The organism is Corynebacterium riegelii, assembly GCF_001263755.1.
In the GTDB taxonomy this organism is placed as follows: domain Bacteria; phylum Actinomycetota; class Actinomycetes; order Mycobacteriales; family Mycobacteriaceae; genus Corynebacterium; species Corynebacterium riegelii.
The window spans coordinates 1421188-1437662 of sequence record NZ_CP012342.1 but is presented as its reverse complement, the minus strand read 5'-3'; the positions used below and the strand labels follow the sequence as shown (position 1 = coordinate 1437662).

General features: G+C 62.5%; 12 protein-coding genes. 8 read left to right on the top strand and 4 right to left on the bottom strand.

The genetic code is table 11. The features are described 5' to 3' along the window. Position 1: 1 nt before the first annotated feature. Genes AK829_RS06985 through AK829_RS06960 form a run of 6 tightly spaced genes read left to right on the top strand, consistent with a single transcriptional unit; the run spans position 2 to position 11109 of the window. Positions 2–3004 carry an ATP-dependent DNA helicase gene (locus AK829_RS06985; protein WP_052205213.1) on the top strand — a complete coding sequence of 1001 codons (3003 nt, stop codon included), beginning with the start codon at positions 2–4 and terminating at the stop codon, positions 3002–3004. Then, positions 2997–6350, top strand: a complete 3354-nt coding sequence (locus AK829_RS06980) for an ATP-dependent helicase (RefSeq protein ID WP_232305678.1) — start codon at positions 2997–2999, stop codon at positions 6348–6350. Before AK829_RS06985 ends, AK829_RS06980 begins: the two co-directional genes overlap by 8 nt. A gap of 11 nt (positions 6351–6361) precedes the next feature. Continuing rightward, complete coding sequence (locus AK829_RS06975; protein ID WP_052205212.1) at positions 6362–7435, top strand: potassium channel family protein; 1074 nt, start codon at positions 6362–6364, stop codon at positions 7433–7435. After that, entirely contained in the window at positions 7428–8213 is a 786-nt protein-coding gene (locus AK829_RS06970) for an NAD(+) diphosphatase (RefSeq protein WP_052205211.1), read from the top strand. The genes AK829_RS06975 and AK829_RS06970 overlap by 8 nt, the downstream gene beginning before the upstream one ends. After that, on the top strand, positions 8213–10261 hold the full coding sequence (locus AK829_RS06965) for an ATP-dependent DNA helicase UvrD2 (RefSeq protein WP_052205210.1): 2049 nt from the start codon (positions 8213–8215) through the stop codon (positions 10259–10261). The genes AK829_RS06970 and AK829_RS06965 overlap by 1 nt, the downstream gene beginning before the upstream one ends. 20 nt (positions 10262–10281) lie before the next feature. Then, positions 10282–11109, top strand: a complete 828-nt coding sequence (locus AK829_RS06960) for a hypothetical protein (RefSeq protein WP_232305677.1) — start codon at positions 10282–10284, stop codon at positions 11107–11109. Here the strand turns inward: AK829_RS06960 and AK829_RS06955 are convergent. Continuing rightward, positions 11106–11897 (bottom strand): TOMM precursor leader peptide-binding protein, encoded by a 792-nt coding sequence (locus AK829_RS06955; protein ID WP_198147753.1) that lies wholly within the window; start codon positions 11895–11897, stop codon positions 11106–11108. The genes AK829_RS06960 and AK829_RS06955 overlap by 4 nt on opposite strands. A 112-nt stretch (positions 11898–12009) precedes the next feature. Between AK829_RS06955 and AK829_RS06950 the strand changes: the two genes are divergently transcribed. After that, positions 12010–12504, top strand: a complete 495-nt coding sequence (locus tag AK829_RS06950) for a M48 metallopeptidase family protein (protein WP_052205208.1) — start codon at positions 12010–12012, stop codon at positions 12502–12504. Here the strand turns inward: AK829_RS06950 and AK829_RS06945 are convergent. After that, positions 12501–13937, bottom strand: coding sequence for a zinc-dependent metalloprotease (locus AK829_RS06945; RefSeq protein ID WP_052206426.1), 1437 nt, complete (start codon positions 13935–13937; stop codon positions 12501–12503). The genes AK829_RS06950 and AK829_RS06945 overlap by 4 nt on opposite strands. 226 nt (positions 13938–14163) lie before the next feature. Here AK829_RS06945 and AK829_RS06940 point away from each other — a divergent pair, with 226 nt between their 5' ends. Beyond that, positions 14164–15180, top strand: a complete 1017-nt coding sequence (locus tag AK829_RS06940; protein ID WP_198147806.1) for a YlbL family protein — start codon at positions 14164–14166, stop codon at positions 15178–15180. Between the two features lie 3 nt (positions 15181–15183). Here AK829_RS06940 and AK829_RS06935 read toward each other — a convergent pair whose 3' ends face one another. Both AK829_RS06935 and AK829_RS06930 read right to left on the bottom strand, forming a co-directional pair. After that, a complete protein-coding gene (locus tag AK829_RS06935) occupies positions 15184–15936 on the bottom strand; it encodes a hypothetical protein (protein ID WP_083439909.1) in 753 nt (250 codons plus the stop codon). Between the two features lie 13 nt (positions 15937–15949). Next, positions 15950–16468 (bottom strand): PPA1309 family protein, encoded by a 519-nt coding sequence (locus tag AK829_RS06930; protein WP_052205206.1) that lies wholly within the window; start codon positions 16466–16468, stop codon positions 15950–15952. Between the last annotated feature and the right edge of the window lie 7 nt (positions 16469–16475).

Genomic DNA, 16475 nt, shown 5'->3' with positions numbered 1-16475 from the left:
TATGAGCTCACCGGTTACACCCCGCGCATACCTTGTATCGCGCCCAACTGACACCACGCCACGTACGTGGCCAGTTGATCTGCCCAAGGAAGGTCTGTGGAAGGTCACGGGAGACGCGGGTGCAGGCGTTTCTAGTTTTCTTGTAGATACCGCTGTGGAGGCCGTGGCCCGCGGACGGGTGTTGGTGATTGCTTCTTCGAAGGAGTCCGGTGCTCGTCTGCGTGCAGAGCTCTCGGAGCGCCTCGCGGCTACAGGTTTTGTGGTGGATGAGCCGCTGGTGCGCTCCGTGCACTCCTTGGCGTTTGCGCTGCTTCGCCAGCGGACGGAAAAAGAGATCCGGCTGATCTCTGGTGCTGAGCAGGATGCGATGATCCGCCAGCTGTTGATTGGTAATGCGCAAGACGGTACGGGGTCTTGGCCGGAGGAGCTGCGCCCTGCGTTGCCGATGGTGGGCTTTGCCCGGCAGCTGCGCGACTTCTTGCTGCGTGCCGTTGAGCGCGGTTTGGGTCCGGATGATCTGCGGCGTTTGGGTAGGGATCACAACATTCCGATCTGGTCTGCTTCCGGGGAGTTCTTACTTGAGTACCAGCAGGTGATGCGACTTACCGGTGCGCTGCGTTACTCGGCCTCAGAGCTGGTGGCTGAGGTGCTGGCGGGCATGAGGGCAGGCGAGATCACGGAGACGTGGGATGCGGTGATTGTGGATGACGCGCAGCATCTCGCCCCGGCCTCCGCCGAGTTGATTTCGCACCTGTTGCAGCGCGCCACACTTGGCGTGGTTGGTGGTGATGGGGAGCAGGCGGTCTTTCGGTTCCGCGGTGCATCCCCACGCTTCTTTGCCACCATGAGCGGGTTGGATCACCAGGTGATTGACTTAGGTGCGACGCGGCGCAACCCGCAGCGCCAGGTGGTGATTGCACCGGAGGAGCAAACGCACCACGCCACCTTGGTGGACACGATTCGGCGCGCGCACTTTGAACAGGGTGAGCCGTTTTCCTCCATGGCGGTGGTGGTGCGCTCCACGCCAATGATTGAGCCGATTCGCCGCAGCATGCTGGCGGCGGGCGTGCCGGTGATGCTGGATCCCACAGATGTGGTGCTGTCGGAGCAACGCATTGTTGTCTCACTCCTGCTTGGCTTGGAGGCGCTGGAGAGTGAGCTTCAAGCTACGCAGTGGCGCGACCTTCTGCTTGGCCCGGTTGGCGGTGCGGACCCGGTGACGCTGCGCAGGCTGCTGCGTGGTTTGCGTCGTTTTGCGCCGGAGGAACATGCGGAGGCGGTGCTGCACCGCCTTCTGGCTACGGATGAGGAACTGCCGGACTTTGAGGGCGTGCTGACAACGCGCGAGGTAGCGATTTTGACGCGTATGCGCTCCGTGCTGGAGGCCGGCCGTGCGGCACTTGCAGTCAACGGCAGCGTGGAGGAAGTGCTGTGGGCACTCTGGGCGGCAACGGGTTTGTCGGATCGCCTGATGGCAGCAGCCTTGCGCGGTGGTGCAACCGGTTCGCAGGCAGACCGTGACCTGGATGCGGCGATGGCGCTCTTTGACGCGGCCGGTGACTTCACGGAGCGGCGCCCAACCGCAGGGGTTGCGTCTTTCATTGAATACATCGCGCAGCAGGAACTCCCCACCGGCGTGCGTGATAGGCGGACCGCTAAACCTGACGCGGTCCATTTGGTTACCGCCCACGGTGCGGCGGGCAGAGAGTTTGGGCGCGTGATCGTGGCAGGTGTGCACGAGCATTCCTGGCCCTCGCTGGGTGAGACCGGCACGATGTTTCGCCAGGAAGACTTGATTGACCTGCTGGATGCGGGCGTGGACCCAGCGGTGCCGGTTTCGCATGCCTCGGAGCGGTTGGTGGAGGAGCGTCGGCTGTTCCACGTGGCCACCACGCGTGCAACGAACCACCTTTTGGTCACCGCGGTGGATGACCAGGACAGCGACGAGGTGGTCACCCCCTCGCGCTTTATTGAAGAGTTCTGCACCACCTTCAACGTGGACCCCATCGAGGCTGACTCGGATACGGTGCAGGTGCTGGCCAAAGACGAAGTCATTGCGCAGCTTCGGCGTGTGCTGACAGACCTGGAAGTTGATGCGGTTTCCCGCGAGCAGGCGGCGCGGCAGTTGGCGCGCCTGGATAACGCTGGCGTGAGTGGGGCTGGGGAGGGGCAGTGGTGGGGGTTGCGTGGGGCGTCGACAAGCGAAGCCCTGCAGCAACGAACGGCGCTGTCGCCGTCGAGGATTGAGAAACTCCTGGAATGCCCCATGCGTGAGGTGCTGGAGCGCATGGTGGGGTTGGACGAGACGATGAGCATGATTCACGGCTCCCTTGCCCACGCCTATTTTGAGGCGCTGGGCCGCGGGATGGAAGCGGCGAAAGCGCGCGCGGCGGTGATGGCGGCAAGGGAAGAAATGCAGGACGGACCTGCGTGGAAAAACGAACGTGACCTGGCAGATTTTGCCCGCCTGCTGGACCGTATTGATACGTGGGTGGTGGCCGCGCAAGCCCGCCATGAGCTGCTGGCGGTGGAGGCCAATGTGGATGTGACCGTGGACGCGGAAACCGGGCTGCGGATTCGCGGGCGCGTAGACCGGCTTGAGGCTGATGAAGGCGGCTTGGTCCGCATCGTGGATCTGAAGAGCGGGGCCAACATGCCTAGCCAAAAAGAGACGGAAGACAACAAGCAGCTGCTGGCGTATCAGCTGGCGCTCACTCAAGGTGAGTTGCGCGGTGAAGAGATCCGGGACGCGCGCGGTGACGGCATGCAGATTGGCAGTGCTGTACTGGTCTACCCGGGGTCTACAACAAAAGCCGTTGGTACTCGTGAACAGTCAGCGAAATCGCCTGAGGAACTGGCGGAGTTTGCGCAGTGTATTCGCCCGTTGCCGGAGGCGATGGCGGGCCCGGTACTGACTGCTACTACTGGATCGGGGTGTGAGTACTGCCAGGTGCGTTCGCTGTGCCCGGTGCAGCCGGAAGGAATGGTGATTGCAGATGTCTAATGTGACGTATCCAAAGATTGTGATGCCGCCAAAGACGCTGTCGGCAGCGCTGAAGCAGAAGTTCCCGCCCACGCCGCAGCAGGCGGACGTGATTGGCGCGGCCCCGGGGCCGCTGCTCGTGGTGGCCGGTGCGGGTGCCGGCAAGACGGAGACCATGGCTGCACGCGTGGTGTGGCTGGTGGCCAACGGGTTTGTGCGCCCTGATCAGGTGCTGGGCCTGACGTTTACGCGTAAGGCGGCGCGCGAGCTGGACAAGCGTATCCGTGACCGGCTGGCCACCCTGGCTGAAGACAGCGCGCTGGTTGCGCGCCTGGACCCTACCGGGGAGCTGGGCAAGGCGCTTGAGGTGATCGCGCCGACGGTGTCCACATATGACTCGTACGCAGGGGACCTGATCCGGGAGTACGGACTTTTGGTGCCGGTGGAGCCGGACGCGCGCCTGATTACAGATGCGGAGCTGCACGCCGTGGCCACAGACGTGGTGGCGAACTATTCCGGCAGGCTTTTGGCTGAAAACGGGTCAAACCGCAAAATCAACTCCGTTGTGGAAAACCTGCTGGGGCTGGTTACCTCCATGGGCAATGAGCTGGCGGATCCCAAAGACGTTGCGGAAAACGCGTCAATTTTCTTGAAGGAAACCGAAGAACTCACCGGCAGCAAGCGCACCAAGGGTGAGTACTCGGCGGATATGACCAAGTGGCGCGCCATCCAGCAGGAGCGCGCAGCATATTTGCCGCTGGCTGCTGAGCTGCAGGCGGAACTACGCCGTCGCGGTCTGGTGACGTTTAATGAGCAAATGTCTGTGGCGGCCGCCATGGCGCGTGATCACGCGCAGGTGGGCGAGAGTCAGCGTAGGCGTTTCAGGGTGGTCATGCTGGATGAGTACCAGGACACCTCGCACGCCCAACGCGTGTTGCTGACCAGCCTGTTTGGTAAGAACCAGGATCCAGGGCTGACCGTGACCGCGGTGGGCGATCCCATGCAGGCGATCTACACCTGGCGTGGCGCAACCGCGGCGAACCTGGCGGCGTTTGTTGCAGACTTCCCGCAGGCTGACGGCTCGCCTGCACCGAAGAAGCAGCTGACCACCTCCTGGCGCAACCCACCTGAGGTGTTGGAGCTGGCCAATGGGGTCTCTGATGAGATTTTGGGTACTGGTAAAGACCGCGCCGTGGAACCGTTGCAACCGCGCGAGGGCGCTGACGCGGGCCGGGTGCAGCTGGGCTACTTCAACACTGAGGATGAAGAGGTCACCTACGTTGCTGATGAGCTGCAGCAGCTGTGGCAAACATCGCAATCAACGGGTGAAGCGTTCAAGGTGGCCGTGCTGGTGCGTAAAAACCGCCACACCGCAGCCATGGCAGAGGCGCTGGAAGCGCGTGGCGTGCCCTACGAAATTGTGGGCGTTGCGGGTCTGCTGGCCGTACCCGAGGTAGCGGACACCGTGGCCATTGCCACCATGCTGGTGCGGCCCGGGGATTCGGCGGCCGCGCTGCGGGTACTTGGCGGGCGCGCCGTGGGCCTTGGCCTGGCGGATCTTCACGCGCTTGCCGCTCGTGCTGAGAATCTTCGGGCACGCGAGCGGGGCCAAGACCCCGATACCACCGAGCGTGCCGAAGAACCCGCCGGCGAGATGACTGCAGAGGAGCGCCTGCAGCGCGAACTGGAAGACCTCGTGGATCGTGCCGCCGAAGTCATGGCGCGCTCTGAGCGCTCTGCCGGGTTGGCGGACGCGGTGGCTGATCTGGGTGAGCCGGAACGCTACTCGGAAGAAGGCTTGGCGCGCCTGAAGGACCTCAGCACGAAGCTGCGCTGGCTGCGCACGCACAGTTTGGGCAAGCGTTTGGCGGACCTGTTTGCAGACATCATGAGTGTCTTTAACATCCGCACCGAAGTTCTTGCCCGTGACAGCGTCACCCGTGCTGCCCACCTGGATCGCTTGCTGGATGAGGTGGCGAAGTACCCGGGTTCTAGTCTGGACGGACTGCTGGACTACTTTGAGCTGGCACGTTCGTTGGAAGACGGGCTGGAACCCGGCAACGTGAGTGTGAAGACCGACCGTGTGCAGCTGCTCACCGCCCATAAGGCGAAAGGCCTGGAGTGGGACACCGTGGCGGTACTGCACGCGGATGCCGGCACCTACGGCGCAAAAGCCGGCACGTTTTTGGGCCAGATCAAACTCCTGCAAGACGACACGTTTGCAGATGCTGAGATCACTCCGGAGTTTGCGGAGGTGGAAACCCGCTCCCAGTTTGAGAAGGCCGCCAAGCAGTGGGTGAAGTTTGTCCGCGGGCGCGAAGCCGAGGAAGCGGCGCGACTGTTTTATGTTGCCGTGACCCGTTCCGCCCGCAACCTGTATGTCACCGCGTCGCGCTCCGCGCCCTATGAGTATTTTGCGCAGATGCGTGAGCAGGTGGATGAGCAGTGCGTGGTCACCTGGTGGGACGGCGCGGAAGCCGAGGACACTGACAGTACAGGCAGCACAGGCAACACGAACAGCGATGAACGTGTGGGCCAGTGGCCGGATTTCGTGCCTTCGCCAGAGACCATCGCGGCAGGCCAAGCGGTGGCAGACGCACGCGAATCCATGCCGGAAGTGAGCTGCGCAGATCCCCGCTTCACACAGTGGGAGCGCGACGTCACCGCGCTGATTGAAGAGCACGAGGCGCTGCAGCGCGCCGAGGTCCCGGTGGTGTTGCCCGGTGAGCTGACGGCGTCTGATGTGGTGGCGCTTCGCGCTGACCCCGCCCAGTTTGCTCGCCGTGCGCGCAGGCCGGTGCCGTTTAAGCCGAACACGTACGCTAAGCGCGGCACGGCGTTCCACGAGTGGCTGGAGGAGTTCTTCGGGGCACGCCCACTGCTGGATGAAAATGAGCTGCCGGGCAGTGAGCAAGAGGAGGTCGACGCCGCCGTGCTTGAGCAGCTCAAGAGCTCCTTTGAGCAGAGCCATTGGGCCAGCCGCACCCCGGCGTTTGTGGAGCGCGCCTTCGAGCTCGCCTTGGGTGATGTGGTGGTGCGCGGGCGTATCGACGCCGTCTTTGAAGACGATGAAGGCTGGACCGTCGTGGACTGGAAGACCGGCATGAAGCCCACGCACGCGGACATGGAGGCGGCGAAGCTGCAGTTGGCGGTGTACACGGAAGCGTGGCGCAGGATCGCCGGTGATGACAAGCCGGTACGCGCAATGTTCTTCTACGTGCGCACCGGCGAGGACTTCGCTCCACGCGACCTTCCGGGCGCGGACGAACTGGCAGCGCTGATCGCGCCGGAGGAAGCCGAGGAGTGGACTACAGTGTCTTGCGGTGAATTAACCAGAACCAGCACAGCGGAAGGGAGGCGCGAGTGAGACTGCCGTATATGAGCGCGTGGGGCGATCGTTTCCGCTCGGGCACTGATGTCAGTGACATGCCGGTGCATACGCTCACTGAGATCATCACTATTCCGCGCTCCACGCCGATCACGCCGTGGTCTTTGATCGCGCGGCGTTTCGCCTACGCGATGCTGCTCATGGTGTTGGTGGCAACGCTGGTTTACATTGACCGGGATGGGTACTCCGAGCCCTTAACGTACATTGACGCGTTGTACTACTCGGCGGTGTCGCTGTCTACCACCGGATATGGTGACATTACGCCGGTGACGCAGGGGGCGCGTCTGGTCAATATTTTCCTGATCACCCCGGCGAGAGTGGCGTTTCTTATGCTTCTGGTCGGTACCACGTTGTCGGTGCTGACGGAGGATTCCCGCAAGACGCTTCAGATTCAACAGTGGAGGCAATCCGTGCGCAATCACACCATTGTCATTGGCTACGGCACGAAGGGCCGTTCCGCGATTGATGCGTTGCTGGCAGGTGGCGCTGCCCCTTCCAGCATTGTGGTGGTGGATACGGATGCGGTGAGTTTGTCGCAGGCGGAAAACCGCGGCCTGGTCACGGTGCATGGGGACGCGACGAAGTCGGGTGTGCTGCGGATTGCTGGTGTGAGCCGTGCGCGTTCCGTGGTGGTTGCGCCGAGTTCGGATGACACGGCGGTGTTGGTGACGTTGTCGGTGCGTGAGCTTGCGCCGAGCGCGATGATTGTGGCTAGTGCCCGTGAGAGTGAGAACCAGCATCTGCTGATGCAGTCGGGTGCGGATTCTGTGGTGGTTTCTGCGGAAACTACGGGGCGGTTGCTTGGGTTGGCTACGGTGACTCCGCCGGTGGTGGAGATGATGGAGGATCTGCTGAGCCCGGATGAGGGGTTTGCGGTGGCTGAGCGTCCTACGGCGGATGATGAGGTGGGTGCGAACCCGCGTCACTTGGCTGACATTGTGCTTGGCGTGGTGCGCTCGGGTGAGCTGTACCGTATTGATGCGCCTGAGGCGGAGGCGGTGGAGCCGGGCGATCGCATCCTGTATGTGCGCATGACCAAGCCTGTTGAGCAGGCTGATGACTAAGTACTTGTTGGTGGATGACAGCAGGGCTTTTCTGCTTGTCGACGCCCAAACGGCGCCCCTCCCCAGCGCCCCCACCACCGGTCCCACGATCCGGCTTTCCCAGGACATTGTTGCCACGCGTATTCATGGCACAAGCGTGAGTGAGCTGAAAGAGCTCGCCCAAGACGCCCAGCTTGCCGGTGACGCGCGCACGCACGCTGATGACCCGCTGATTGCTCGTGCGATCGCGCTGCTGAATGCCCAGGAGCGCATGCGTGTGCACCCCACGGACGGCACGCCGTTGACGTGGAACCCTCAAGGTACGCAGGCGGAAAGCGAGCACGGCAACGTAGTGTTTCCGCGTATTGACCCGAGCGTGATCGGCATTGTCACCAGCGCCGATGATCAGAAGATCCTGATGGTGGAAAACGCACGCCGCCCTGGCTACTTCACCAGTGTGGCGGGCTATGTGGATCCGGGTGAGACGATCGAGGCGGCCTGGGTGCGCGAGGTTCGTGAGGAGACCGGCTACACGGTAAACCAGGTGGCGTACGTTGGTTCCCAGCCGTGGCCGCTGTCAGGAGCGCTGATGTTGGGTTTTGTCAGCCGGGTTGATGAAACGGTAACACCAGGTGAAACGGACGGGGAGCTGCGCCGCATGGTGTGGGCGAGCCGGAACGAGGTGAGTGATTTGCCGATGCCTCCGCAGGGCAGCATTTCGCGCACGCTGATCACGCGCTGGGTGGATAAAGGTTTTGATGATGTTGTGTTTGGGGATGTTGGGGGAAGTGATTTCTAGTGGCTATTGATTTGAGCTTGTTGGATGAGGACCAGCGGGTGGCGGCAACCGCCCCACGCGGGCCGGTGTGCATCCTGGCGGGTGCGGGTACGGGTAAGACGCGCACGATTACGTATCGCATTGCCAATCTGATTGATCAGGGCATGGTCAGCCCGCAGCGGGTGCTGGCGGTGACGTTTACGCAGCGCGCGGCAGGTGAGATGCGTGACCGCCTTCGCCAGATGGGGATTGGCGGGGTGCAGGCGCGAACCTTTCACTCCGCGGCACTGCGGCAACTGGCGTATTTCTGGCCGCAGATTGCGGCCGATCTTCCGTGGAAAGTGCTGGATAACAAGTACCCGCTTGTGGCGCGCGCGGCGCGTGCCGTGGGCTTGGATACCGGCAAGGAAATGGTGCGCGATCTGATGGGGGAGATCGAGTGGGCCAAGGCGAATGTGATTGGGCATGAGGATTATGTCCAGCGCATTGGTTCCTTGGGCCGCACGGCGCCGACGGAGGCGCAGAAGGTGGCGGATGTGTATCGCCACTATGAGGAGCAGAAGACCAGCCCTGAGGGCATGCTGTTGGATTTCGATGACCTGCTGTTGCACGTCGCCGCAGCGCTAGAGAACGCGCCTGCGGTGGCGGAGCAGTTCCGCGCCCAGTACCAGTCTTTTGTGGTGGATGAGTACCAGGACGTGACCCCGTTGCAGCAGCGTGTGCTGGAGGGCTGGCTGGGCCAGCGCGATGATCTGACGGTGGTGGGCGATGCCAACCAGACCATCTACTCCTTTACCGGCGCGACTCCGGATTTTCTGCTGAATTTCTCGCGTACCTATGAGCACGCCACGGTGGTGAAGTTGCAGCGTGACTATCGTTCCACCCCGCAGATCACGGATCTGGCGAACACGGTGATTGGCAAGGCCACAGGACGCGCAGCGGGTACTCGTCTTGAGCTGATTGGTATGCGCGAGCCTGGCCCTGAGCCGACGTATTCGGCGTTTGATGATGAGCCGACGGAGGCCCGCGAGGTAGCCGCCGCAATCCGCCGCCTGCTGGATGACGGTGTGCCGGCCCGCGAAATCGCGGTGCTGTATCGCATCAACTCCCAGTCCGCGGCCTTTGAAGCGGCATTGGCTGACGTGGGCATTTTGTACCAGGTCCGTGGTGGTGAAGGCTTCTTTAACCGCGGTGAGGTCCGCGAGGCCATCCACCAGTTGGCGCGCGCCGCAAACCGCAGCGACCTGCCTGATGACCCGGTGCAGGTGGCGCGTGCGGCGTTCGCCCCGCTTGGTCTGACCCCGAAGGAGCCGGAGGGTGCGCAGGCGCGTGAGCGTTGGCAAGCACTGCGTGCGCTGGTGGACCTGATCGAAGAGATTGTGAACTCTAAGGAGGCCGATGACCTGGCTGGTGTGCTGCGCTCTTTGCGCCAGCGCGCCGAGGCGAAGCAGCCACCGGCCGTGGATGGTGTGACCCTTGCCAGCCTGCACGCCGCGAAGGGCCTGGAGTGGGACGCGGTCTTCCTCGTCGGCCTGGTGGAAAACACCTTGCCTATCTCTCACGCGATTAAGGCGGGCGATGAGCAGATTGAAGAGGAACGCCGGCTGTTCTACGTGGGCATTACGCGTGCGCGTGAGCACCTGCACATGTCGTGGTCCCTCTCGCGTCAGGAGGGCGGAAGGAAGTCACGCACCCGCTCACGCTTCTTGGACGGTCTTGTGCCTGAGCTTGAGGTGGAGCGCTCCCCGCAGCGGCTGAAGCGCAACCGTCGTTGCCGGGTGTGCAACAACTTCTTGGACACCCCGGCGGATAAGGCGTTGGGGCGCCACGTGGACTGCGAACCTTCCTACAACGAAGACCTTTTCACCGCGCTGAAGAGCTGGCGTTTAGACGTCTCGCGTGAAGCCGGCCACCCGGCCTACATGGTGTTTTCAGACGCCACGTTGATTGCCATCGCGGAAGCCATGCCGCAGGACGTGTCCAGCCTGCTGGATGTGCCAGGTGTGGGCCCTGTCAAGGTGGAGGCGTACGGGCCTCAGGTGTTGGAGATCTTGAGCGAGTACAGCTAGAACCTTTTATGCTGGCGGCCATGACGCACGCACCACCGCCAATGCCGCCGTCACTGCCAACGCCGCCGTCACTGCCAGTGCCACTGCCGCGAACGCCGTTGAAGTTTTCCTCCGAAAGTGATGAAGCCCTAGCGCCGAAGTCCATGAAGGAAAACGATCAGCAGCGCAATACGCATATGGATCGCAGCGGCATGCGCGAGGCCATCAACAGCTCCGGGCCACCCATTGGCCGATCGAGTTTCAGCATGATGATGGTAGGCGGCATCCTCACCGCCATGGGCGTGATGGCGTTGTTTTTCGCTGTGGTGCACACGCTGTTTATCACCATTTTGTTCCCCGGTGCGGAGGGCACCATCGACGGGATTCCCATTGCCAGCCTGATCAACGGCGCAGCTGCGGTGGTGTTCATCGTTGTCGGGATTTTGGTCCTGCGAGGAAACTTGGGGCGAACAACGCGGCTGCGTACCGCGTGGGAAAACGGGTGGGTTGAGTACCGGCCAGCGCTCATTGGGGAGCTGATGCACAAGCGCGTCGTGCGCTTCAGCGAGGGCTCGGATGATCACTACTACACAGCCCCGGTGCTCATCCTGCAGCCGGACGGCACGCTGACAGAGGCCGTGACTGAGGAGTTCCGTTTGCCGGATCCGAACTGGCTGCAAATCCGCGGTCGCAAGCTTGCGGGAGTTGGGTACCGGGCCATTGTTGATCTGAACCTCAACAACGGCTGGGGCGTGGTGGGCTACCGCGTGGACACCGGCATTCCAAAGCCAGAACTGGAAAACGGCCTGCGCAAAAAGAACATCGAGGCAGCGCTTGCCTTCGCGGAACAAAACTGGGTCAAACCCTAACCGCACACTTCACACCGCGGGTGCGGCAGCACCGTTTTGCGCTTCAAAAACGTTGTGGCAAAAGGGTCAACCACGTGCAGCTCACCAGCCACCGGCGCAGCCATGGAAACACCAGGGGGCTGCGCAACACCTGCCACGCGGCGGATATAGGCCGCAGCCGCCGCAGCGCCAGCGCTTAAGACAACATGGTCGGGGGAGTGTGGTCCGGTGGGGAAGTGCCGTAATGCAATGGCCCACCCGTCGTCCACATCCGAAAAGTGCCGGGCGGTACACGCAAGACAGGCCGAGTCCTCGCCGTCAAACAAGGGGCCGACAAACACCTGCGAGTCCACCAGGTTCACCGGCACGGTGGCACCCACGCGGCGCTTGGTCATCCGCGCTACCGCCTCAGCTTCTGCCAGCTTGTCCACGGCAACCACCGGCACCCACGGATCCGCCCGCCCCACAAACCGCTGCTCGGTGGTGTTGCGCATCGGCGAGCGCACCTCAACACCACACCCGCGCAGCACCCGCGATAGCTGCTTCGCCAGCGGCGAGTTGCCCAGCAGGATCACCGGCACCGGATCTGCCGGTACCAAAATACGAAAGGACACCAGATCCGCCACCATGCTCTCCGCAGCATTCGCGCCCACATAGGCCGTAAACGCACGCGTCAGGTGGTGCAGTGGGGTGGGGGTGACCGCAGCGTCGATAAGCAAGGAAAGCTCCTTGGCAAAGGGTGTTTCAATCACACCCGTGCGCGTGGCGTCCAGCCCGAACTGGATGAGGTTTTGCGCACGTAGAAACACACTAACCCCCGGCGCAAGCCGCACATTTGAAAACCTGCCAACACGCTGGCTCGTTGACACCATGAAAGACACCCCCCGATGTGTATTTCGCACCATCCTACAATGCGAAGTCATGGCAGACATCCCGTACACCGTGATTCGCTCCGCCAAACGCACCCGCACGGTGCAAGCCCGGATGGAAAACGGGGTGGCGGTCATCCGCATCCCGGCACGCATGAGCAAGGCGCAAGAGTCCGAGGTTGTTGCAGAGATGCTGGCAAAACTCCAGCGAAAATCCGCCCGCAACCCGCGCTCGGATGAGCAGCTGGCGCGCCGGGCGGAAGAGCTCAACCAGCAGGTCCTGGAGGGCCGCGCGCGGATCGGCTCCATTAGGTGGGTGGATAATCAGACCACGCGCTGGGGCTCCTGCACCGTGTCCACGGGGGATATCCGGTTGAGCAGTAGGCTAATCGACGCCCCAACGTACGTCATCGACGCCGTCATCATCCACGAACTCACGCACACTTTCATCAGCGGGCACACGAAAGAGTTCTGGGCGTGGGCGAATCGTGCGCCGCACGCCGAGCGTGCGAAAGGCTACTTGGAAGCGCTGCAGCGCTTCGTCTAGTCCTCTTCGCCCTTTTCCGGATCCTCCGGATCTTCGGAGCCCTGCTTGCGCAGTTCTTCTTCCATCTTGGCAAACTCGGCGTCGAAGTCGGTGTCCGGTTGATCGTCCAGAAGCATGTCAATGAACGCTGCGGGGTTGTCCAGGTGCTCGGCGGTGGGCAGGAAGTCCGGGTGGTCCCACACAGCGTCACGGCGCTGAACACCAACCGCGTTTTCCGCACGACGCCACAGCTCAGCAGCCTCACGGACCTTCGGCGCAGCCAGCTCAATACCCACAACGTTGGCAAACGCCTGCTCCGCAGAACCGCCGGTTGCGCGGCGGCGCGCCCAGGCCTCTGCAAGCTGCGGGGCGGAAGGGATACGACCCTCCAGTGCCTCGTTGACCACAACGTCCACCCAGCCCTCAACCAGCGCCAGCAGGGTCTCTAGGCGCGAAGTGGCCGCGGCGTTGCGCGAGCCCACACGCGGCGCTAGGTCTTCGCCCTCAAGGTTCTGCAGGGCTTCCTGGATAGACTGCGGGTCGCCAGACTCCAAGTTCAGCCCGCGTGCGACCTCTTCAAGGTGGGAAGTGTCAATCTCTAGGCCTGCGGCGTACTCCTCAACGGCGGATACAATGCGCTCAACCAGCCACGGCACGTGCTTGAACAGGCGCTGGCGCGCTGCCTCACGTGCGGCGATGTAGACAATGACCTCCTGGCCAGGTACCTCAAGGCCCTTGGCAATCTCGCTCACGTTGCCCGGCAAGATCGCCGCGACGTTGCTGGGAGCTACCGGCAGACCGAAGTCAGTGCCGGTGAGCGCCTGCTGCGCCAAGTCACCGAGTGCGTGGCCCAGCTTCATGCCCATCTGCATGGAGTTCATCTGGCGCATCATGGCAGACATCGGGCCCATCATCTCGCGGACCTCTTCCGGCATGGTTGCCAGCTGGGCGCGGTTCATATGGTCGGCCACCGGGTTAACCAGGCGCTTCCACATCGGCATGGTCTCCGCAATCCAGGTTTGCGCGTTCCACGCCTGCGCCTGTGCGCCGGAGGCGGGAAGGGTGGTGGCCTCATCCAGCCAGAGATCTGCAAGCTTGACGGATTCCTCTACCGCCTTCGCATCACCTGCCGAAGCGTCCTTGGCGCTGCCCAGGCGCTGGCGCGCCATGCGGCCTGCCAGCTCAAAGTTCACTGCGTCGGCATCGTTTTGGGCGTTCATGGAGCTGCCCATGCCGGAAAGCATCTGGCCGAACTGGTTCAAAATGTCGCCTAAACCGCCAGCGCCGCCGGCACCGCCGAAGCCTGCGCCGGGTTGGAAACTAAAGCCGAATGATGCGAACGGGTCGGAGTTGCCGCCGCCTGCGCCGCGGTCGTTGTCCCCGTTGCGGTTATCACCACTGTGGTCATCACCGTTGTTGTCGTTGGGGAAGGAGAAACCAAATCCGTTACTCATACCCGCCCACACTACCGACATGTGCCACACGTTGTTACGACGCAGGTCATATGCAGAAAAATTTTCTAGCTTCGGCTTTGGTCTATGCTTATCGGCCGTGACAACTGTTGTACATCCCTCGCCGGAGCCTTCTCAGCAGCCGCCTGCGCGTAAGCCCGAATCGCCGGATCCGCGCAATACTCGCCGCGCCGCCATCGCATGGGGTGCGGTGCCGGTTGCGGTGCTGATGGGTTTATTAACGGTTGACCACATCCCGGGCACCGATATTTCCCTTACCGTGCCGTTTGCTGCCCAGGGCCCGGGCCCGATGTTTGACACACTCGGGGAGGTTGCAGGGGAGCCTGTCGTGCGTATCGACGGTGCCGAGACCGACCAAACCTCCGGCACCTTAAACATGACCACGGTGTCTGTGCGTACGAACATGACGCTGCTGCAGACCCTGAACCGGTGGATTACTACGGATGACACGATTGTGCCCGTAGAGCAGGTCATGCCGCGTGATTTAAGCCCGGAGGAAGTCAAGGAGTACAACACTCGGGCGTTTGTGGCCTCTGAGGCCTCCGCCACGGTTGCGGCGATGAACTACTTGGGCAGGCCCACGCGCGTGGTTATCCATGAGGTGGTCGACGGTGCCGCAGCCCACGGCAAGTTGGAGGCCGAAGACACCATTACTGCCATCAACGGCCAGGCCGTAACCAAGCCGGGCGAGGTCCAGGAGCTGGTGCGCGCGCTCAAACCTGGCGACGATGTTGCGGTAACCGTGATGCGCGGTGAAGGAGCTGGCGCCGAAGAGCACACCGTAGATGTCACGCTGGGTGAAAACCCGCATGAAAAAGACGTGGCCATGCTGGGGATTTTGATGACCTCTGAGCCAGGCGACGGTGTGGAAGTGACCTACAACCTCAACGACGTTGGCGGCCCGAGCGCCGGGATGATTTTTGCGCTTGCCGTAATTGACAAGCTTTCCCCGGGTGAGCTCACACACGGCCGCACCGTGGCGGGCACTGGCACGATCAACGAGGAAGGCCAGGTCGGCCCGATCGGTGGCATTACGCACAAGCTCGCCGGTGCGCGCGATGGGGGAGTGGAACTCTTCCTGGCTCCCGCGGGTAACTGCGCAGAAGCCAGCCGGGTCGATTCCGGCGAGATGGTGGTGGCCAAGGTGGCCACGCTTGATGATGCGGTGAAGGCGCTTGATGATTTCGCCGCTGGCCGCGACGTGCCTACCTGCGAGGCGAACTAGCCGCTAGTTCGAGGCCGTCTCCTCGGCCTCGGCTTCAGTCTCAGCCTCTGCTGACTTGGTTGCGGTAGTCGTGCCCGGAGTGGAGACTTCCCCGGTCTGCTGCGCAAGCCCAAGCTCGTAGATGCGGGTGCGCGGATCCACATCGTCGGTGGAGATCAGCTGCTGCATCACCTGGCCGGTGTTGTTGTCCACCACGGTGATAATCGCGGAGTTAGCCAGCACCGACCAGCCAACAATGCGGTCATTTTCGTCCTCCACCACACGTGAGGAGCGCAACTGCGTCAGCAGCTGGGTGGTGGAAGCAGCCTTCGACTCAGAGTCAAAGAACTGGAACTGGCCAATTTCACGGCCGCTGCAGTTATACGCACCGTCGAAGCCGCCTTCGGTGCACTCATCCAGCTGGGCGAAAAATGACGCCGGCGCCAGGGTTGCAAAATGCTCCGCAACCTCATCCAAGGTGGAGTTTTCTTCCTTCGCCGTCGAAGTGGCACTGGTTGCAGTGCTCTTGCTTGTCGACGAAGACGCCGACGCCGAAGCCGACGCTGTTGCCGAGGTTGTTGCGGACGACGTTGCAGATTCCGTTGGAGACGTTGTTGTCGGCGCCGTGGTCGTCGTAGATGCCGAAGATGAGGCAGCGCTCGTCGTCGAAGAAGCAGGCTCCGGGTCCTCGGCGTCGTTGCCACAGGCGCTCAGCGTCAATGCAACAGCAGCCGCGGTAGCGGGAATGGTCAGGTGTCGTTTCAGCACAGTTCTCATGTTACGGCTCATTTTATGCCAGCTCATCCGGGTCATGCGTCAGGCTATATTGCAGCGCGGCAATCACCGTCGGCGCCACATCCGGCCCCCCGCGCAGCTCAATCTTGTCTTGCGCGAACAATCCGCCCGCTTCCAACTCCTCCTCGGTGGGGCGAAGCTGGAGGAGCGTTTGCACGATATCTCTATCACGCAGAGCCCCCGAAAACAGCCGTGCCGGGCGCGGGGAGGGGTCCTCGGAGGAAGAATCGCGGAAGATGATCTCCTGGGCCAGGATCACACCTTCAACCTCATGCGGCCAGGCAACGCGGGCAACGTAGTCGGCGAGTTCCTCAGAACCCGGCTGGATGTGATCCGGCAGGGTTTGCACAACAAGCGTCAGTGGTGAGTTATCTGCCCGGTCGAGTTCCTCCAGCTGATCAACCAAAAGTTCACTAGGTACCAGGCCAAACAGGGTTGGCGGCGCGTCCCATCCTTCCGCGTGGACGAACTCGACGGCCTCCATCATCGCCTTATTCAGCGCCTGCTGTTGCATGCCTTGG